Annotated in this window: 17 protein-coding genes and 1 pseudogene; 10 read left to right on the plus strand and 8 right to left on the minus strand. The window is 70.3% G+C overall.

From position 1 onward, the window contains the following. The first annotated feature begins 16 nt into the window (after positions 1-16). From ACFQ27_RS09770 to ACFQ27_RS09780, 3 genes are all read left to right on the plus strand, one after another. Positions 17-229 (plus strand): oxidoreductase-like domain-containing protein, encoded by a 213-nt coding sequence (locus tag ACFQ27_RS09770; RefSeq protein WP_374346092.1) that lies wholly within the window; start codon positions 17-19, stop codon positions 227-229. Positions 230-239: 10 nt separating this feature from the next. Beyond that, positions 240-1,016, plus strand: a complete 777-nt coding sequence (locus tag ACFQ27_RS09775) for a tyrosine-protein phosphatase (RefSeq protein WP_374346094.1) — start codon at positions 240-242, stop codon at positions 1,014-1,016. Between the two features lie 63 nt (positions 1,017-1,079). Beyond that, positions 1,080-2,249 (plus strand): pyridoxal-phosphate-dependent aminotransferase family protein, encoded by a 1,170-nt coding sequence (locus ACFQ27_RS09780; RefSeq protein ID WP_377353460.1) that lies wholly within the window; start codon positions 1,080-1,082, stop codon positions 2,247-2,249. A gap of 4 nt (positions 2,250-2,253) precedes the next feature. Here ACFQ27_RS09780 and ACFQ27_RS09785 read toward each other — a convergent pair whose 3' ends face one another. Continuing rightward, on the minus strand, positions 2,254-4,659 hold the full coding sequence (locus tag ACFQ27_RS09785; RefSeq protein WP_377353461.1) for a TonB-dependent receptor plug domain-containing protein: 2,406 nt from the start codon (positions 4,657-4,659) through the stop codon (positions 2,254-2,256). 153 nt (positions 4,660-4,812) lie between these two features. Here ACFQ27_RS09785 and ACFQ27_RS09790 point away from each other — a divergent pair, with 153 nt between their 5' ends. Next, on the plus strand, positions 4,813-5,658 hold the full coding sequence (locus ACFQ27_RS09790; RefSeq protein ID WP_377353462.1) for a dienelactone hydrolase family protein: 846 nt from the start codon (positions 4,813-4,815) through the stop codon (positions 5,656-5,658). 78 nt (positions 5,659-5,736) lie between these two features. On the opposite strand, the gene tadA is transcribed toward ACFQ27_RS09790, so the two are convergent. Continuing rightward, complete coding sequence (tadA, locus tag ACFQ27_RS09795) at positions 5,737-6,216, minus strand: tRNA adenosine(34) deaminase TadA (RefSeq protein WP_377353463.1); 480 nt, start codon at positions 6,214-6,216, stop codon at positions 5,737-5,739. A gap of 12 nt (positions 6,217-6,228) precedes the next feature. Here tadA and ACFQ27_RS09800 point away from each other — a divergent pair, with 12 nt between their 5' ends. Then, positions 6,229-7,521 carry a pseudouridine synthase gene (locus ACFQ27_RS09800; RefSeq protein ID WP_377353464.1) on the plus strand — a complete coding sequence of 431 codons (1,293 nt, stop codon included), beginning with the start codon at positions 6,229-6,231 and terminating at the stop codon, positions 7,519-7,521. Here ACFQ27_RS09800 and ACFQ27_RS09805 read toward each other — a convergent pair. Continuing rightward, positions 7,481-8,179, minus strand: a pseudogene (locus tag ACFQ27_RS09805) (enoyl-CoA hydratase/isomerase family protein); the annotation flags it as partial. The gene ACFQ27_RS09800 and the pseudogene ACFQ27_RS09805 overlap by 41 nt on opposite strands. A 79-nt stretch (positions 8,180-8,258) precedes the next feature. Here ACFQ27_RS09805 and rsmD point away from each other — a divergent pair. Next, positions 8,259-8,828, plus strand: a complete 570-nt coding sequence (rsmD, locus tag ACFQ27_RS09810; RefSeq protein ID WP_374346101.1) for a 16S rRNA (guanine(966)-N(2))-methyltransferase RsmD — start codon at positions 8,259-8,261, stop codon at positions 8,826-8,828. Here rsmD and ACFQ27_RS09815 read toward each other — a convergent pair. Further along, the gene (locus ACFQ27_RS09815) at positions 8,815-9,090 is read right to left on the minus strand and encodes a YjhX family toxin (protein WP_374346102.1); all 276 of its coding nucleotides are present in this window, start codon (positions 9,088-9,090) and stop codon (positions 8,815-8,817) included. The genes rsmD and ACFQ27_RS09815 overlap by 14 nt on opposite strands. A gap of 256 nt (positions 9,091-9,346) precedes the next feature. Here ACFQ27_RS09815 and ACFQ27_RS09820 point away from each other — a divergent pair, with 256 nt between their 5' ends. The 3 genes from ACFQ27_RS09820 to ACFQ27_RS09830 all read left to right on the plus strand — a co-directional run bounded on the left by ACFQ27_RS09820 (position 9,347) and on the right by ACFQ27_RS09830 (position 11,897). Further along, entirely contained in the window at positions 9,347-10,117 is a 771-nt protein-coding gene (locus ACFQ27_RS09820) for a MerR family transcriptional regulator (protein ID WP_377353465.1), read from the plus strand. 161 nt (positions 10,118-10,278) lie between these two features. Beyond that, the gene (locus ACFQ27_RS09825) at positions 10,279-11,334 is read left to right on the plus strand and encodes a DUF2157 domain-containing protein (protein ID WP_377353466.1); all 1,056 of its coding nucleotides are present in this window, start codon (positions 10,279-10,281) and stop codon (positions 11,332-11,334) included. After that, positions 11,331-11,897 carry a GDYXXLXY domain-containing protein gene (locus ACFQ27_RS09830; protein ID WP_377353467.1) on the plus strand — a complete coding sequence of 189 codons (567 nt, stop codon included), beginning with the start codon at positions 11,331-11,333 and terminating at the stop codon, positions 11,895-11,897. Before ACFQ27_RS09825 ends, ACFQ27_RS09830 begins: the two co-directional genes overlap by 4 nt. A gap of 6 nt (positions 11,898-11,903) precedes the next feature. Here the strand turns inward: ACFQ27_RS09830 and mutL are convergent, their stop codons facing one another. Further along, entirely contained in the window at positions 11,904-13,775 is a 1,872-nt protein-coding gene (mutL, locus tag ACFQ27_RS09835) for a DNA mismatch repair endonuclease MutL (RefSeq protein ID WP_377353491.1), read from the minus strand. Between the two features lie 63 nt (positions 13,776-13,838). Here mutL and ACFQ27_RS09840 point away from each other — a divergent pair, with 63 nt between their 5' ends. Next, the gene (locus ACFQ27_RS09840; protein WP_377353468.1) at positions 13,839-14,789 is read left to right on the plus strand and encodes a TraB/GumN family protein; all 951 of its coding nucleotides are present in this window, start codon (positions 13,839-13,841) and stop codon (positions 14,787-14,789) included. Positions 14,790-14,933: 144 nt separating this feature from the next. On the opposite strand, the gene ACFQ27_RS09845 is transcribed toward ACFQ27_RS09840, so the two are convergent. The 3 genes from ACFQ27_RS09845 to ACFQ27_RS09855 form a co-directional block, all read right to left on the minus strand. Next, a complete protein-coding gene (locus tag ACFQ27_RS09845) occupies positions 14,934-15,140 on the minus strand; it encodes a DUF1737 domain-containing protein (protein ID WP_374346107.1) in 207 nt (68 codons plus the stop codon). Further along, entirely contained in the window at positions 15,140-15,697 is a 558-nt protein-coding gene (locus ACFQ27_RS09850; protein ID WP_374346108.1) for a DUF3035 domain-containing protein, read from the minus strand. The genes ACFQ27_RS09845 and ACFQ27_RS09850 overlap by 1 nt, the downstream gene beginning before the upstream one ends. Positions 15,698-15,810: 113 nt before the next feature. Continuing rightward, positions 15,811-17,265: a DUF1254 domain-containing protein gene (locus ACFQ27_RS09855; RefSeq protein ID WP_374346109.1), complete on the minus strand. Its 1,455-nt coding sequence runs from the start codon at positions 17,263-17,265 to the stop codon at positions 15,811-15,813. Positions 17,266-17,301 lie beyond the last annotated feature (36 nt).

The raw sequence follows: 17,301 nt of genomic DNA on the forward strand, positions 1-17,301 counted from the left end.
GGCTACAGGCAAGGCGATGTCCGATCCCGACCTCAAGGCCCTGCCGCGCCCGCCGAGCGAACCGGATGACGCCGAGTGCTGTCACCGCGGCTGCTGCCCCTGCGTATTCGACTATTACGACGGGGCCGTCGCGCGCTGGCGCAAGCGGATCGAGGCCCTGGGCCACGATCCCGATCTTGTGCTTGGTTTGTTCGCCAAGGCGATTGCCTCGCAGGAGCGCCAGGGCTAGACCGAGGCCCATGACCCGGCACATCGCCCTCGAGGGCATCGAGAACTTCCGCGACTTCGGCGGATATGACACCGCTTGCGGGCGCGGCCTGAAGCGCGGGGTGCTCTACCGCTCCGCCAACCACGCCAATGCGACCGACGCCGACCTGGAGGCCATGCGCGCCTTAGGCATCGAGGTGATCGTCGACCTGCGCCGGCCGCTGGAGCGCGAGCGCGAGCCGTCCCGCCGCTGGCCGGGCTTCTCAGGCCAGGTGATCGAGAACGACATCGAGGACGTCGCCGGTGACTGGGCGACCATGATGGCGAAGCACGAGAAGATCGACGCCGAGTGGTTCTTCGAGGACAGCCTGACCTTCTATCGCCGGGCCCCCTTCGAGGCCCGTCACGTCGACCTGTTCCGCCGCTACTTCAACGCCATCGCCGAGACCGACGGGGCGCTGGTGGTGCACTGCGCCGCGGGCAAGGACCGGACCGGCATGATCTGCGCCATGACCCACCATGTCAGCGGCGTGGCCTGGGACGACCTGGTGGCCGACTACCTGGCCACCAACCATGAGGGCCGGATCGTCCACCGGATGAACTTCCTGCGCGGCTATATCCGCGACCTGGCCGGTCACCACCTGGACGACGAGGCCCTGCGGGTGGCGGTGTCGGTGCACGAGGACTATCTGGCCGCGGCCCTGGCCGAGATCGACGCCAAGTGCGGCTCGATGGACAACTATCTGCGCGACGTGCTCGGCCTCGACCAGGCTCACCGGACCCGCATCAACGAGCGCATCCTCGCCTAAGATTGCGCACAGGCCTGTCAGGCTCTAAGCGTCCCGGCCAATAAAGGTCGGGGAACCAGAACCATGCAGAGCTTCCAGCCGCCGCGCCGTATCCTGATGGGGCCGGGCCCTTCTGACGTGTCGCCCCGCGTGCTCGCCGCCCTGGCGCGGCCGATCATCGGCCACCTGGACCCGCAGTTCCAGGCTCTGATGGAAGAGATCAAGGCCGCCCTGTCGCGCCTGTTCAACGCCCCCGACCATGCCTGCGTCCCGCTGCCGGCCCCCGGCACGGCCGGGATGGAAGCGGCGATCATGAACCTGCTGGAGCCCGGCGACCGGGCGGTGATCGCCATCAACGGCGCTTTTGGCGGCCGCATGGCCGACATGGCCGAGCGGGCCGGCGCCGAGGTGGTCAAGGTCGAGTTCGAATGGGGCAAGCCGGTGGACCCGGCCGCGGTCGAGGCCGCGCTCGCCGCCGCGCCCACCAAGGTGCTGGCCTTTGTCCACGCCGAGACCTCCACCGGCGCGCGCTCCGACGCCGCCGCCCTGTGCGCCCTGGCCCGCAAGCACGGGGCGCTGTCGGTGGTGGACTGCGTGACCTCCCTGGGCGGGATCGTGGTCGATGTCGCCGCCTGGGACGCCGACGTGGTCTATTCGGGCACCCAGAAGTGCCTGTCGGCGCCTCCCGGCCTGTCGCCCATCTGCCTGTCCAAGCGCGCCCAGGCCGCGATCAGCGGCCGCAAGACCAAGGTCCGCAACTGGCTGCTCGATTTCAACCTGCTCATGTCCTACTGGGGCGGCGAGGGCGGCCGGACCTATCACCACACTGCCCCGATCAACGCCCTCTATGGCCTGCACGAGAGCCTGGTGGCCCTGTTCGAGGAAGGCCAGCAGGCGGTCCTGGTCCGCCACGCCCGCACGCACGAGGCCCTGGCCGCCGGCATTGAGGCCCTGGGCCTGAAGTTCCTGGTCGATGAGGCCAGCCGCCTGCCGCAGCTGAACGCCGTGATCGTCCCCGACGGGATCGATGAGGCCGCTGTGCGCGCCTATGTGCTCGACAAGTGGGACCTGGAGCTGGGCGCGGGTCTTGGCCCCCTGAAGGGCAAGGTCTGGCGGATCGGCCTGATGGGCGCCTCGGCGACCCCGTGGCACGTGCGCCTGTGCCTGAATGCGCTCGCTGAAGCCCTGGCCGCCCAGGGCTGGACGGGCGACGCCCCGGCGGCTCTGGCGGCCGCCGAGGCGAAGCTGGCCTGACGCCTTAGAACTTCGCATCCAGGCGGACATAGTACTGTCCGCCATTGGTGTCGTAGGGCGCGTTGCGCGAGTACTCCAGGCCGCGGCTGGCCTGGAACAGGGCCTTGGCCGGATAGGTGTCGAAGACGTTCTCGGCGCCGATCCGCACCGAGGTGTTCTCCGTCGCATTCCAGGTCAGGGCGACGTCGGCCAGGGTGACGCCGTCGAAGGCCTGGAAGATCTCGCCGGTCGCATTGCCGGTCGAGTCCGTCCACGAGCCGTAGTAGCGCACCCGGCCCATCAGCTCGAACGGCCCTTGGGTCCAGGTGGCTGAGGCCGTGGCGTTGTGGTTCGGCCGGCTTTCCTCGAACAGGCGCTTCTGGGTGGCGCTGGCGCTGAGCGAGCCCTTGATCACCTCGGTCTTGTTGAAGTTATAGGCCGTGGTCAGGTCCAGCCGGCCCGGGCCGATGGCGCGGGTGTAGGCGCCGACCACATCGACGCCGCGGGTGCGGGTGTCGAAGTCGTTGGTGAACCAGTTGATCGAGGTGAAGGCCGTGGCGCCGGGCACGCCGAGCGCGACCAGCTGGGCGCGGATGGTCGGGGTGACGGTGATGGTGGCCGAGGTGGAGAAGCGCTTCTCGACCTCGATCTGGTAGGCGTCGATGGAGCCGGAGAAGCCGTAGTCCGTCTTCCAGACCAGGCCGGCGGTCAGGGTCTTGGACTCCTCCGGCTGCAGGGCCTTGGCCCCCAGGGCCTTGGCCACCGGGCTGGTGGGCGACAGGCGGCCGGACTGGAAGAGCTGCAGGGTGACGGTGTCGAGCCCCTGCGAGGTCGAGGTGGAGTTCAGCTGGCCGGGCGTCGGCGCGCGGAAGCCGGTGGACCAGGCGGCCCGCACCGCCAGGTTCGGGGTGAACTCATAGCGGCTGGCGATCTTGCCGTTCACGGTGTCGCCGAACTCGGAGAAGTCCTCGTAGCGCAGGGCGACCTGGCCGCTCCAGGCCTCGGTGAAGGCCGCGTCGAGGTCGACATAGGCCGCATAGCTGGTCTGGTCCCACTTGCCGGCCTGCTGCGGGCTATAGCCCGGGAAGCCGTTGGAGTTGGGGGCCAGGCCCACGGCCGCGCCGGGACCGACCGCGTAGGAGGCCGCGTCGCCAGTGGCGATCTTGAAGGTCTCCACCCGCCGCTCGGCGCCGAAGGCGATGTTCAGCGGCCGGGCGAGGCCGGCGACCGCCAGACGATAGACCGCATCGGCGTTCAGGTTGAACTCGCTCTGCACCAGCTTGCCGAGATTGAAGCTGGTCGGGCTTTGCGGGCCCAGCGAGGCGTTGATCGAGTTCTCCAGGAAGAAGCCGGTGCGGTTGCGCCCGAAGCTGGCCGACAGGTCCCAGGTGAAGGTCTCGCCGTCGCGGTTGCGCAGGCCGGCGACGTACTGGTTGTCGATGAAGTGCGTGCCTTCGCGGGGCGTGAAGCCGGCCGGATAGAGGCTGCGCAGGTTCCAGCCCGGGAACACCGCGACGGTGTTGTAGATGGCCGGGTTGGCGTCCGGGTTGCGCCAGTTGATGTCGTTGATCCCGTCGCCGCGGCCGGCGGTGGCGAAGACATAGGCCTCGCCGAGCGCGCCCGCCGGAAGCGCGGCGTCGAGGGCGAGCTTGGAGGTCTCCAGGGCCGGATTGCCCCAGCGCTGGACCGGGTTGGCGACCTTCAGCTCCGGATGGGCGGCGGCGAAGGCGATGGCGTCGGCGCGCTGGTGGGTGCGCGAGGTCTCGTCGGCCTTGGACCACTCGGCGGTCAGGGTCAGGTGGCCCTCGTCGCCGATGGCGAAGCCGGCGCGGGCGCCCAGCTGGTGGTTGGCGCCGTCGCCCTCGTAGAACTGCGAGGTCTGGGCGTAGGCGGCGAAGCCCGGCTGGTCGTTCAGGATGATGTTGATGACCCCGGCGATGGCGTCGGAGCCGTACTGGGCCGAGGCCCCGTCGCGCAGCACCTCGATATGGCCGACGGCGAAGGAGGGGATCTGGGCCAGGTCCGCGCCCTGGGCGCCGCGGGAGCCCAGGAAGGCCGAGCGGTGGAAGCGCTTGCCGTTGACCAGCAGCAGGGTCTGGTCCGGCGACAGGTTGCGCAAGGTCGCGGGGCGCACGAACTGCAGGCCGTCCGAAGTCGGCAGCTTCTGGACGATGAAGGAGGGGATGACGGCGGTCAGGCTCTCGCCCACCTGGCTGGAGACCGAGGCGTGGATCGCCTTCTCCGACAGCACGTCCACTGGCGACAGAGTGGTGAACTGGGTGCGGCCGGCTTCGCGGGTGCCGGTGACCACCACCTCGTCGACGGTGGTGTCCGCGGCCTCAGCGGCGGCGGCCTGGCCGGCCAGGGCGGCGGTGAGCGCAATGGCGGTCGATGTGACCATGAGCGCGCGGCGTGATTTGGAATTGAACATCTTAAACCCCCTCAGGACGATGCGGGGGCACATGGACCAGCTCTGCGACGGTCGCATGAGGCTTGGATGACAGTTCGCCTTACGCGTGACGTAAGGTCCTGGGCGGGTGATAATTCGCCCTTGGGCCCGCCGGAGAGGCCCCGGGAGGACAAGATGCCGGACGATTCCACGAACACTGTTTCGCGGCGTGACTTCGCCGCCCTGACCGTGGCAGCAGGGGCCACCGCTGTCGCGGGCGCCGCCCAGGCCGCCGAGGTGGTCGAGACCGACGTGTCGATCAAGACGCCGGATGGGACCTGCGATGCGGTGCTCTTCCACCCGGCCGGCAAGGGCAAGTGGCCGGCGGTGCTGGTCTGGACCGATGCGCTGGGCCTGCGCCCGGCCTTCCGCGACATGGGCAAGCGGCTGGCGGCCGAGGGCTATGTGGTCCTGGTCCCCAACCCCTTCTACCGCTCGCGCCCGGCGCCGGTGTTCACCGGACCCTTCGACTTCGCCAATCCCACCGACCGCGCCAAGTTGGCCGAGCTGCGCAAACTCTTGACGCCGGACGCGGTGACCCGCGACGGGACCGCCTTCCTGGCCTTCCTTGACGCCCAGAAGGTGACCAACACCAAGAAGAAGGCCGGCGTGCAGGGCTATTGCATGGGCGGGCCGATGACCATGCAGACCGCGGCGGCCCTGCCGGGCCGCGTCGGCGCCGGCGGCTCCTTCCATGGCGGCGGCCTGGTGACCGCCTCGCCCGAGAGCCCGCACCTGCTGATCCCGAAGATGAAGGCCAGCTTCTATTTCGGCGTCGCCATGAACGACGACCAGAAGGAGCCGGAGACCAAGGACAAGCTCAAGGCGGCCTACGCCGCGGCGGGCCTGCCGGCCAAGATCGAGGTCTATGACGGGGCGATGCACGGGTGGTGCGTGCCGGGCTCGGCGGTCTACAACCAGCCCGCGGCGGAGCGGGCGTGGGCGGAGCTGCTGGCGCTGTACAAAGGGGCGTTGGTTTAAGGTTAAACTACTAAACCGCTCATCCCCGCGAAGGCGGGGATCCATGCGGCGCATGACAGGTGTGCGGCCTTCTCCGAGTCAGCTTGGATCCCCGCCTTCGCGGGGATGAGCGGCGGTGGACGGTTTCCGCCGCGCCCGGAAGAACCCGCGCAGCAGCTCAGCGCTCTCTTCCGCCAGCACTCCGCCGATCACCTCAGGGCGCCAGTGACAGGTGGGTTGGGTGAAGAACTTCGGGCCATGGACCACGGCGCCGCCCTTGGCGTCCTCGGCGCCGAACACCACGCGGCCGATGCGGGCGTGACTGATGGCGCCGGCGCACATGGCGCAGGGCTCAAGGGTCACCACCAGGGTCAGGCCGGTCAGGCGGTAGTTGCCGAGCTTTTCAGCCGCCGCGCGCATCGCCACGATCTCGGCGTGGGCGGTGGGATCGTGGGATCCGATGGGCTGGTTGGCGCCCACAGCCACCACCTCGCCGGTGGCCGGATCGACCACGACGGCGCCCACGGGCGTTTCGCCGCGCGCCGCAGCGTCTTGCGCCGCTTCAAGGGCGATGCGCATTGTCCGGTGATCATGATCCACGACCCCCTACGAACCGATCCGCACCCCGAAGGTCAAGACTCTGGCGAGCAGGGCCAAGGTGAAAGAGTCGCCAAGGCCCTGGCCCGGGCGGGCGTCGCCTCTCGCCGCGATGTCGAGCGGCTGATCGAGGCCGGGCGCGTGGCCATCAACGGCCGCACCCTGACCACCCCGGCTGTGAAGGTGGAGCCGGGCGATATCCTCACCGTCGATGGCGAGGTGGTGGGCGAGGCCGAGCCGGCCCGCCTGTTCCGCTATCACAAGCCCGTCGGCCTGGTGACCACCCACAAGGACCCGCAAGGCCGCCCGACGGTGTTCGAGGCCCTGCCACCCGGCCTGCCCCGGCTGATCTCCGTCGGTCGCCTGGACCTGAATTCCGAGGGCCTGCTGCTGCTGACCAATGATGGCGAGCTGGCCCGGGCGCTGGAGACGCCCAAGACCGGCATCGTGCGCCGCTATCGCGCCCGCGCCCATGGCCGCATCACCCAGGACAAGCTCGACACCCTGAAGGACGGCGTGACCGTCGACGGCGTGCGCTACGGCGCGCTGGAGGCCAAGCTGGACAAGGCCAAGGAGGGCCCGTCGGTGGCCAACCTCTGGATCACCGTCACCCTGGCCGAGGGCAAGAACCGCGAGGTCCGCAAGGTGCTGGAATCGGTGGGCCTGAAGGTCAACCGGCTGATCCGCCTGTCCTATGGTCCCTTCGCGCTGGGGACCCTGGGGGTCGGCGAGGTCGAGGAGGTTGGGCCCCGCGTGATCCGCGAGCAGCTGGCCGAGCACATCGACCCGGACAACCTGCCCAAGGGCGACCGGCCCCAGTACTATGTGAAGAAATCCGCCGCCGCCAAGCGGCGCGAGGCCGGCCTTCGCGACCAGTCCCTGACCCGCGAGGCCCAGCCTGAGGTGGCCGAGGCGCGCAAGGCCAAGCCCGAATACAAGTCGGGCTGGGCCAAGCCCAAGAAGAAGGCCTCGCCCCACCGCAAGGCGCCGCCCAAGCCCGGCCCGGCGGTGATCGGCCCCGACCCCGTCGCCGGTCGTCAGCCGCCACGCGGCGCAAAGCCCCAGGCCGGCGCCGGCAAGGCGGCGAGCTTCAAGAGCGGCGGCTTCAAGGGCTCCTCGCCCAAGGGCGCAGGCTTCAAGGGTGGCGCTAAAGCGCCTGGATCTGGGCGGGCTGGACCCCGGCCTTCAGGGCCTGGCGGGCCGAAGGGGTCTTCACCACCTCGACAAAGCTCAGGCGCTCGTCCCTCAGGCCCTCGCTCAGGGGGCGGTCGAGGGCCGCGCGGGTAAGGCGCTTGGCGTAGGCCACGCCTTCCGCCCCCTTGGCCTCGAACTCCGCGGCGATCTCCAGGGCGCGGGCCAGGGCATCGTCCGCCGCCTCGTGCACCATGCCGATCTCGGCGGCCTCGGCGCCGGTCACCGTGCGGCCGCGCAGGATCATCTCCAGCGCGCGGGCCTCGCCGATCACGCGGGGCAGGCGCTGGGTGCCGCCGCCGCCCGGAAAGATGCCCACCCGCGTCTCCGGCAGGCCGATGGCGGCGGCGTCTTTCGCGGCGATGCGGATGTCGCAGGCCAGGGCGATCTCGAAGCCACCGCCCATGCACAGGCCGTTGATCGCCGCGATCACCGGCTTGGGCGCAGCTGCGATCAGGTCCACCAGCTCGCCAAAGGCGCCGCCGGGCTTGCCGCCCCCGCCGCCGGCCGGTTCGGGCGGACGTTCGCTGAGCGCATCCGACATCTGGGACAGCTCGCCCACGTCATAGTGACGGATGAAGATCCCCGGAATTCCGCCGGTCAGGACGATGGCCCGGACCTTCGGATCGTCCGCCGCCGCCTGCATCGCCGCCAGGGTCTCGACCGAACCTGCCGCCGTCATGGTGCCGAAGGCGGGGTTGGCATAGGTGATCAGGCGCACAGCGCCCCGATCCTCAGTGGTCACATGGCCCATGACGTCCTCCCGGATTTTGCTTTGCCGACAGCTTGGATGCTAAGGCGCGCGTCAATCAAGCTCGCGAGCAACAAGACAGATGCGCATCGTCTCCGGAGATTTCCGCGGCAAGGCCCTGGCGACCCCTGAAGGCGCCAATACCCGTCCCACCTCCGACCGCGCCCGGCAGGCGATTTTCAACATCCTGGAGCACGCCGCCTGGGGGCCTGAGCTGCGCGACGCCCGGGTCATCGACCTGTTCGCGGGCTCCGGAGCCCTGGGCTTCGAGGCCCTGTCGCGCGGCGCGGCCTTCTGCCTATTCGTCGAGACCGACGAGGCGGCCCGCGGGGCGATCCGCGAAAACGTCGATGCGCTTGGCCTGTTCGGCCGCACGCGGGTGCATCGCCGCGACGCGACGGATCTGGGCGTGCGCCCCGGCGCTGACGGTCCGGCCTTCAGCATCGCCTTCCTGGATCCGCCCTACGCCAAGGGCCTGGGCGAGATCGCCCTGCAGAAGCTGGCGGCCGGCGGCTGGCTGGCGCCTGAGGCCATCGTGGTGTTCGAGCGCGGTTCCGACGAGCCGGATTTCGACGCGCCCGGCTATGAAAAGCTGGACGCGCGCGACTATGGCGCCGCGCGCGTCCATTTCCTGCGGTTCACCACCCCCTGACGGTGGTCCGGTTGTCCAGCTGGGCCCGCAGATTGATCAGGCCTTCGCGGGTGATCCGGTAAGGTCCGCCGCCCTGGCTGGCGATGAGGCGCTTCTTCTTCAGGCTCTTGAAGACGGCGAGGTCGCAGTCCGAGAGCCGCCAGCCGTCGCGGGTCACGCATTCGGCGTCGATCAGGGTTCCGCGCTCGTCACGTTCGAGCACGATGGCGCCGCCCTGGGCCAGGGCGTGCAGGGTCCGCTGCTGCGGCTTGGAAATGTTCAAGGAGATATCCGAGTTCAGGCGTGGTTCCACGCGCCCGCCCATCAAGGGGACGCGGACGGTCAGGGCCTGAAGCGCCGATCAGATATGGGAGGCCGGTCGGCGGTTAGGCCCGGGTCCCGAACGCAATCTCAGACATAAACTCCCTCTGGGATGTCTCTGGGGGATCCTAGAGCGGCGACGCTATGGCGCAAGGCCGCTTGACCCTCTCGCCGCGAGAGGCCTGATGCCGTGGTCCGTCAGCAACGGGCGAGGAGAGATGAGGGTTCACACGGTGGGCGAGGTGGCGAGGCTGTCGGGCCTCTCCGTGCGCGCCCTGCGCCACTATGACGAGATCGGGCTCTTGAAGCCCCTGACCGTCGGCGAGAACGGCTACCGCTACTATGGGCCGGACGAGCTTCTGCGCCTGCAGCAGATCCTGCTGCAGCGGGAGTTGGGCGTGCCCCTGGAGGAGATCCGCCGCGCCCTGGATGCGCCGGACTTCGACCGGTTGGCCGCGCTTGAGGCGCACCGCGACCGGCTGGCCGCTGAGGCCCGCCGCTATGCCGACCTGGTGAAGACCCTGGATCAGACCCTCGCCGCCCTCAAAGGAGACGGGCAGATGGACGAGACCGCGATGTACAAGGGCTTTGACCCCAAGAAGCAGGCCGAGCACGAGGCTTGGCTGGTGGACCGTTACGGCGAAGGCGTTCGAGCCGAGATCGACGAGAGCAAGGCCAGGACCAAGGCCTGGAAGCAGGCCGACTTCGACGCCGCCCAGGCCGAGGTGGAAGCTATTGAGGCCGAGATGGCGCAGGCCCTGGCGGCGGGCCTGCCGGCCGACAGCCAGGCGGTCGGGGCGATCGTGGCCCGACTGCATGCCTGGGTCGCCCGATCTTGGAAGACCCCGCCTGACGCCAACGCCTTTGCGGGCCTGGCCCAGCTCTACAGCGACAATCCCGACTTCCGGGCGCGCTACGAAGGGCGGGCGGCAGGGCTGACCGAGTACCTGTCCGAAGCGATGCGGGTCTTCGCAAGGACGCACCTGTAGAAACCTCTCCCCGCCGGCGGGGAGAGAGCAGGGTGAGGGGTGAGCCTTCGAGGGGTTCGCGCAGGCGGCCCCCTCACCCCGACCCTCTCCCCGAGGGGAGAGGGAGGAGGGTTGCCAGGATTGAGCGTCCAGCCGATGTTGCCCGCTCTGAAGGAGCTGGCATGGCGAGCTACAAGGCCAGATTGCGGGACGACCTCGAGGCCTGGATCGCCGAGGGGCTGGTGCCGGCGGCGTCGCGGGAGGCGATCCTGGCGCGGGTGGCTGAGCCGCGCCGACTGGAGGCCTCCCAGGCCCTGGCCGCGGTGGGCGGCCTGCTGCTCGGCGTGGCGGTGATCGCCTTCGTAGCCGCCAACTGGAACGGCATTCCGCGTATCCCGCGGTTCGGCCTGATCCTGACCCTGTTCCTCGCCGCCTGCGCGGGCGGGGCCTGGGCGGGCGAGGGCCGGCCCGTGGCGCGCAATATCGCGATGCTGGTGGCGAGCCTGGTGTTCGCCGCCGCCATCGGCCTGACCGGCCAGATTTTCGACCTGACCGGCGATCCGGTGGCGGCCCTGCGCGGCGCGGGCCTGGCCGCCTTCCTGTTGGCGCTCGCCGGCCGCTCCAGCGGGGCGGCGGTGGCCGGCCTGGTGTTCCTGGCGCTCGGCGACACCAGCTGGTTCAACGGCGAGCGCGGCCCATCCTGGCTGATCCTGGCCGCGCCGACGGCCCTGGTCCTGGCGCAGCGCTGGCGGTCCAAGCCCCTGGCGCACGGAGCCGCCATCGCCCTGCCGATCGCCGTGGCCCTGCTGCTCGGCTGGCTGCATCTCGCCTGGCCCTACAATCTCCAGGTCCTGGCGGGCGCGGTGGCGTTGGCCCTATTGGCCGCCGGCGCCCGTCGCCATGCAGACGGCGACGAGGCGATAGCGGGGATCGTCTATGGCTGGTCGGTCTGGGCGGCCCTGGTGTTCTTCGCCGCGGTGGGCTTCGATGACCGCACCTATCCGGCCCTGCTGCACCGGGTTCCCTGGCTGGCGATCTCCGGGGCGGTGGTCGCCCTGGGGCTCAACGACCGCAAGCCGGCGGTGACCGCGGCGGGCGTGGTGTCGATGGCCGCGGCCATGGCGGTGATCCTCAATGACCTGGGCATGGGACTGATGGCGGCGGCGGGCGTGTTCGCCGCCGTGGCGGTCGCGGCCCTGGTCGGCGGCTTCCTCCTGGGTCGGAGGACCAAGGCATGAGCTATCCTGTCCGCATCGGCGCCGTGGCCCTGCTGCTGGTCGCCCTGCTGGTCGGCCTGGTGGTGCGCGAGACCGCGGCCCGGACTCAGGGGACCGAACTTCGCTTGACGATGCAGGCGCTGGACCCCCGCGACCTCCTGACCGGCCACTACGCCGCCCTCGACTTCGGCCAGGCCCTGCCGCTCGGCGCCGCGTGTCCGACGGGCCTGGGGCCGGAGGACAAGCCCGGCTGGATCGCCTTTACGCCCGGCCCGGTCACGGCGCGGGTGACCGGATTCGCGGCTGACCGTGCGAGCGCCGCGCGGCTCGGCCCCATCGTCGCCAAGGGCAAGGCGTCGTGCTGGCGCGACACCAGCGACCTGAAGGGTCCGGGCCGCGTAGCCCTCGATCTCGGCGTCCGCCGTTTCCACGCCGACCAGAAGCGGGCCGAGGCCGTCGAGGCGGCCCTGCGCGGCCGCGAGCCTGGCGCGGCGATTGGTGTGCTCTCAGTGGGCAAGGACGGCAAGCCGCGCCTAAAAGGCGTGATCATCGCCGGTCAGCGCATGGACCTGGACTGGAAGTAGAACTCTCTACCTGCGCCCGAACAGCCGCTCGATATCGGCGAGCTTCAGCTCCACATAGGTGGGCCGGCCGTGGTTGCATTGGCCGGAATGGGGCGTCGCCTCCATCTGTCGCAGCAGGGCGTTCATTTCCGGCGCGGTGAGCCGTCGGCCAGCCCGCACCGAGCCGTGGCAGGCCATGGTCCCGCAGACCTCTTCCAGCCGCTCCTTGAGCGCCAGGGCCTGGCCGTTCTCCGCCAGGTCGTCGGCGATGTCGCGGACCAGGCCGGCGACGTCTGTCTCGCCCAAGAGGGCCGGGGTCTCGCGGACCAGGATGGCGCCTGGCCCGAAGGCTTCGACCACCAGACCCAGGGCCTCCAGTTCGTCGGCGCGGGCCGCGACCCGCTCGGCCTCTGCCGGGTCGAGCTCGACGACCTCGGGCAGCAGCAGGGCCTGGCGGGCGACGCCGCCGGCCGCCATCTCGGTCTTCATCCGCTCATAGACCAGGCGTTCGTGGGCGGCGTGCTGGTCGACGATGACCATGCCGTCGCGGGTCTGGGCGACGATATAGGTCTCGTGCACCTGGCCACGGGCGGCGCCGAGCGGATAGTCGATGGGATCGAACACCGCCTGCGGCGCCTCGGCGACGCCGGGCGGCGGGGCGGCTTCACTGTAGTCGGCGCGGGCCGAGACCTCGGTCAGGCCCGGCAGGGCCTGGGCGACGGCGGCGACGGCGGAGCGGTCCCAGCCGCCCATCTTCCAGGCCGAGAACCCTTGGGCCGACGGCGGCGGCACATAGGCCGGCGCATAGCCGCGCGGGGGCGGCGCGACCTGGGGCGTCAGCCCGCTCAGCGCATCGGCGGCGACGGTGGTGGAGGCCCGGTGCCCGGCGCCGGCCAAGGCGTGGCGCAGGCCGCCGACGATCAGGCCGCGCACCAGGGCCGGGTCGCGGAACCGCACCTCGGCCTTGGCCGGGTGGACGTTCACATCGACGTAGGACGGATCGAGCTCGAGATAGAGCGCCACCAGCGGGTGGCGGTCGCGGGCCAGGAAGTCGGCATAGGCGCCCCGCAGGGCGCCCTGCAGCAGGCGGTCGCGCACCGGGCGGCCGTTCACGAACAGGTACTGGTGGGCCGAGTTGCCGCGATTGTAGGTGGGCAGTCCCGCAAAGCCGGTCAGCCGGACCCCGTCGCGCTCGTAGTCGATGGCCAGCGCATTGTCCTGGAACTCCCGGCCCATGATCTGGGCCAGGCGCGCGAGCCGCCCCTCGGGGCCGGGCTTCTCCGCCGGCAGGCGCAGGGTGCGGCGGCCGTCGATGTCCAGGGAAAAGCCCACAGCCTCGTGCGCCATGGCCTGGCGCTTCAGCTCCTCGGCGATGGCCATGGCCTCGGTCCGCTCGGACTTCATGAACTTCAGCCGGGCGGGCGTGGCGTAGAACAGGTCGCGCACCTCGACCCGCGCCCCGTGCGGCCCCGGAAAGGCCGAGGGCGAGACCGCGCCGACCGCGCCGCCCTCGACCAGGATCGCGTGGGCGTCGGCCTGACCCCTGGCCCGCGAGCTGATCGACAGCCGCGCCACCGAGCCGATGGAGGGCAGGGCCTCGCCCCGGAAGCCGAGGGTCAGGATGTGCAAGAGGTCGTAGTCACCGGCGTCGTCCGGGGCGAGCTTGGAGGTGGCGTGGCGCTCGATGGCGACGGGCAGCTCCTCGGCGGTCAGGCCGCCGCCGTCGTCGGCCACCAGGATGCGGGTCAGGCCGCCGCCGTCCACCTGGACCTCGACCTGGGTCGCGCCGGCGTCGAGGGCGTTCTCCACCAGCTCCTTCACCGCGCTCGCAGGCCGCTCCACCACCTCGCCGGCGGCGATGCGGTTGACGGTTTCAGGGGGCAGGCGGCGGATCGGCATGGTCAACAGAGCTCCAGCTGATCAATATAGGACGATTCCGGGGGGGCGCCCGGACGGTGTCATATGAAGCAAGTTCTCTCAGGCCTTACGGCCGCACTCCTGATGGCGGCGCCGTCCGCCGCCCAGACCCCTGCGCCGCCGTCCAGCGACCCTGACGCGGTGCTGGTCGAGGAGCTGGTGGTCACGGCGCGCGAGCGCGGGCCGGCCTGGTGGCGGGTGTCCGATGGCGACACCACGGTCTATGTGCTGGGCGCGCCGTCCGGCATGGTCAAGGGCATGGCCTGGGACGACGCGGTGCTGGAACGGCGGCTGGCCGGCGCCAACCAGGTGATCCTGCCGTTCAACAATGTCGGTGTCGGCGTGTTCGGCGCGGCCGGCGTGCTGATCGATATCGCCCGGCTCAAGGCCAAGGCGCCCATCGAAGACACCCTCGCGCCGGCGCTGAAGGCCCGGTTCGTCGCCGCCCGCGAGGCCGTGGGCCAGCCGGCCAAGCGCTACGCCCTCAAGAACGGCCTGGCCGCGGGCATCTTGCTGGTCGCCGACTATCGCGATCACGCCCACATCAGCGCCGCCGAGCCGGCCAAGACCGTGGCGCGGATGGCCAAGGCCCGGAAGATCAAGACGGTGACCAAGGTCTATCCGCTGGGGCCGATCCTGGGGGCGACCCTGAGGACCAGCGCCCAGGCCCAGGCCGCCTGCCTGGATGACGCCCTGGACGAGGTGGAGGCCGGCTCGGCCAAGGCCCGCGCCGCCACCCAAGCCTGGGCCGATGGCGACGTCCGCGCGGCGCTCGACGGCGAGCGGGGCTATGAGAAGTGCCTGAATTCGGCGCCGGGCGCCTCGGATCTCGACGCCCGCATCAAGGCCGACGAGGCCGCCGCCATCGCCCAGGCGCTGAAGACGCCGGGCCACGCGGTGGCGGTGATTCCCCTGCGGCCCCTGTTGTCGCAAGGCGGCGTCCTGGACCGGCTGAGGGCGCAGGGCTTTGTGATCAAGACGCCGGGGGAATCCTAGGCGAACGGATGGCCCATAGGATGTCATCCCGGAAAGCGCGGAGCGCTTGTCCGGGACCCATATGCGCGGGGCAATCCGGAAAAATCTGAGTCTATGGGTCCCGGTCCTCGGCTGCGCCGAAACCGGGATGACACCAAGTGGCCGTCAGAGCTCCGAGAGGCTCATCTCGGGATCGTAGTCCACCCCGTCCACCGTCTTCACGATGGCCTGGCCACAGACCACGCGGTTCTGGGTCGGATCGAAGGTCAGGGTCGGGGCGCCATAGAGCTCCCAGCCCTTGTTCAGGGCCGCGGTGACGCGGTGGCAGAAGGACTTGTCGTCCGGGCCGGTCAGGTAGCGGTAGGCCCGCATCAGAGCCCCGGCAGCTTGAACCGGGTGGGCTTGGTGCGGGCGATGATCACCGGCTTGTCGCCGGTCACGGCCTTGATCTTGGCGTCCTCGGCGGCGGCGTCCACCGGCGCGGGGGCGTCGCCCTCGTTGGCGGCGGCGGCCACGGACTTCGGCTGACCCGGCTTCCAGAACATCACCTTGTCAGCCCAGGACTTGTCCTTGTGGGCCAGGTCGCCGTTCTCGTCGTCGACCACGAAACGGATCAGCGGATCGGCCTTCTCGGCGCCGGCCTTGGCCACGAACAGCTTCTCGCCGTCGGTGCGGTCCTGGGCCTCGCGGGCGCCCAGCAGGGCGGCGCGGGCGGCGCTCTCGGGCTGCAGCTCCTGGGGCCGCGGCTCGCCAGGCGCCGGCGGGCGCAGGGAGTAGTCCGGCGGCACCACCAGCGGGGCCTTGGCCACCACGCGGAACTCGTCCGGGGTGACCTTGGTCATGCCCAGGGCCTTACGGGTGGACTGACAGCCGCCCAGGCCCACGGCCCCGATCAGGGCGGTCGCGATGATCACTCGGTTCAGACGCATGAACAACTTCGCTCCGTAGGGCCGCCCCGGCCAGGAAGGACAGATCAGATAGCGCAAACGCGCGAGCCCGCCAACGCGCTTTAGGGTCCGATCATGGCGAGGGCGGGGCGGAACTACTTCGCGGGCGTGATCACCGGCATCAGCAGGTTCGAGGTCTTATAGGCCGCCACCAGGGCCGGTGTCGGGTCGTAGATGCGGATGGTGAGCTTGAAGTCGCCGGCCTTGGGCGAGGGCAGCCAGTTGCGGTCGAGGTCGCCGCCGGGCGCCGTCGGCTGGACCAGAACGTCCACCGAGCCGTCGGCGTTGCGCTTCAGGTCGTGGCGGCTGCCCAGCTCATAACGGTTGATCGGGTTGTCGATGAACTGGAAGCGCAGGGAGTCGTACATGGTCAGCGACCAGAAGCCCTGCTTGCCGGTCTTGGGCAGCTGGTCGGCGGTGAAGTGCAGGCGATAGGCCTGGCCGCCGTGCAGGGGCTGGCCGTTAGAGTCGAAGAAGTTATTGAAATAGATGGCTTCTTCCGGGTCATTGCCCATCAGCCCGACCAGGGCGTTGCCCGCCCGGGTGGCGTAGTCGAAGTCGAGCGTGTCCGATCCGCCGCGGTTGGCGGTCCAGCCGGTGGCGGTCTTCACCCCGCGCGCGCGGCGGATGTTGTTGATGACGAAGGGGCCGTCCTTCTCGGCTCGCAGAACGCCCGCGCGGGTCGCCTCGTCCAGGCTGTCGGGGTTGAAGGGCTTGCCGGGAACCAGGCCGATGCGGCGCATCATCGAGACCATGGCCGCATGTTTCGCGGGCGGCGGATTGTCGGCCATCAGGTCGGCCACCCGGCGGAAATAGGAGAAGTCGCCGCTATAGGCGGTGCGGGCCTTGGGGGCCGGCGGCTTGGGCGGGGTCGCGCTGGGGCCGCCATGCCAGTCGGCGAGCGCCGTCACCGACATCTGCTGCTGGTAGGCCAGCACCTTGGCCAGGTCCGCCTCGTCCTTCACCGCCACGCGGATGGCGACCGAGGTGGTGTTGGTGTTCATCCGCGCCAGGACGACGCCCTTGGGCAGCTTGCCGGTCCAGTTCGGGCCGACGAAGCCGATATTGATCGCCTTCCCGCCATTGATGCGGCTGGAATAGAGGTAGGGCAGGTTCTCGATATAGGCGTCCGCCACCTGGACCGAGGCGTAGCGGTCGGTGATCTCCGGCATGTGCAGGATGATGGGGCCGTTCGTCAGGTCCAGGCCCAGGCCCGTATAGACCGTGTCGTTGTTGGGGCTGTACGGGATGTCGCCCTTGGCGGTGGCCAGCTTGGTCATGTGGCCCAGCTGGTTGATGGGGGCGGCCGGCTCGTTGGGCACGGGACCGGTCAGGCGCTCGCGACGGACCCGCTCGCGCTCGGTCATGGTCAGCGGAAACAGGAAGACATAGGCCTCCATCGCCGCGGAATAGGCGTAGGCCTCGCGGGCCAGGGCGTCCTGGGTGGGCGAGGTCATGGAGAAGCTGGACAGCGGCTGGGCCGTGGCGGGGACGGCGGCGGCCAGGCTGGTGGCGGCCATCAGGACGGCGGCGAGGCGGCGGGCGGACATGGCGGTTTCCTCCGGTTGTTGAGGGGAAGCTAGGCC

This window comes from Phenylobacterium conjunctum (assembly GCF_042679085.1).
Classification (GTDB): Bacteria; Pseudomonadota; Alphaproteobacteria; order Caulobacterales; family Caulobacteraceae; genus Phenylobacterium; species Phenylobacterium conjunctum.

Coding starts and splice junctions, on each gene's coding strand:
- ACFQ27_RS09770 (WP_374346092.1), top strand. CDS start 17: ATGTCCGATCCCGACCTCAAGGCCCTGCCGCGCCCGCCGAGCGAACCG.
- ACFQ27_RS09775 (WP_374346094.1), top strand. CDS start 240: ATGACCCGGCACATCGCCCTCGAGGGCATCGAGAACTTCCGCGACTTC.
- ACFQ27_RS09780 (WP_377353460.1), top strand. CDS start 1,080: ATGCAGAGCTTCCAGCCGCCGCGCCGTATCCTGATGGGGCCGGGCCCT.
- ACFQ27_RS09785 (WP_377353461.1), bottom strand. CDS start 4,659: ATGTTCAATTCCAAATCACGCCGCGCGCTCATGGTCACATCGACCGCC.
- ACFQ27_RS09790 (WP_377353462.1), top strand. CDS start 4,813: ATGCCGGACGATTCCACGAACACTGTTTCGCGGCGTGACTTCGCCGCC.
- tadA (WP_377353463.1), bottom strand. CDS start 6,216: ATGCGCATCGCCCTTGAAGCGGCGCAAGACGCTGCGGCGCGCGGCGAA.
- ACFQ27_RS09800 (WP_377353464.1), top strand. CDS start 6,229: ATGATCCACGACCCCCTACGAACCGATCCGCACCCCGAAGGTCAAGAC.
- rsmD (WP_374346101.1), top strand. CDS start 8,259: ATGCGCATCGTCTCCGGAGATTTCCGCGGCAAGGCCCTGGCGACCCCT.
- ACFQ27_RS09820 (WP_377353465.1), top strand. CDS start 9,347: ATGAGGGTTCACACGGTGGGCGAGGTGGCGAGGCTGTCGGGCCTCTCC.
- ACFQ27_RS09825 (WP_377353466.1), top strand. CDS start 10,279: ATGGCGAGCTACAAGGCCAGATTGCGGGACGACCTCGAGGCCTGGATC.
- ACFQ27_RS09830 (WP_377353467.1), top strand. CDS start 11,331: ATGAGCTATCCTGTCCGCATCGGCGCCGTGGCCCTGCTGCTGGTCGCC.
- mutL (WP_377353491.1), bottom strand. CDS start 13,775: ATGCCGATCCGCCGCCTGCCCCCTGAAACCGTCAACCGCATCGCCGCC.
- ACFQ27_RS09840 (WP_377353468.1), top strand. CDS start 13,839: ATGAAGCAAGTTCTCTCAGGCCTTACGGCCGCACTCCTGATGGCGGCG.
- ACFQ27_RS09845 (WP_374346107.1), bottom strand. CDS start 15,140: ATGCGGGCCTACCGCTACCTGACCGGCCCGGACGACAAGTCCTTCTGC.
- ACFQ27_RS09850 (WP_374346108.1), bottom strand. CDS start 15,697: ATGCGTCTGAACCGAGTGATCATCGCGACCGCCCTGATCGGGGCCGTG.
- ACFQ27_RS09855 (WP_374346109.1), bottom strand. CDS start 17,265: ATGTCCGCCCGCCGCCTCGCCGCCGTCCTGATGGCCGCCACCAGCCTG.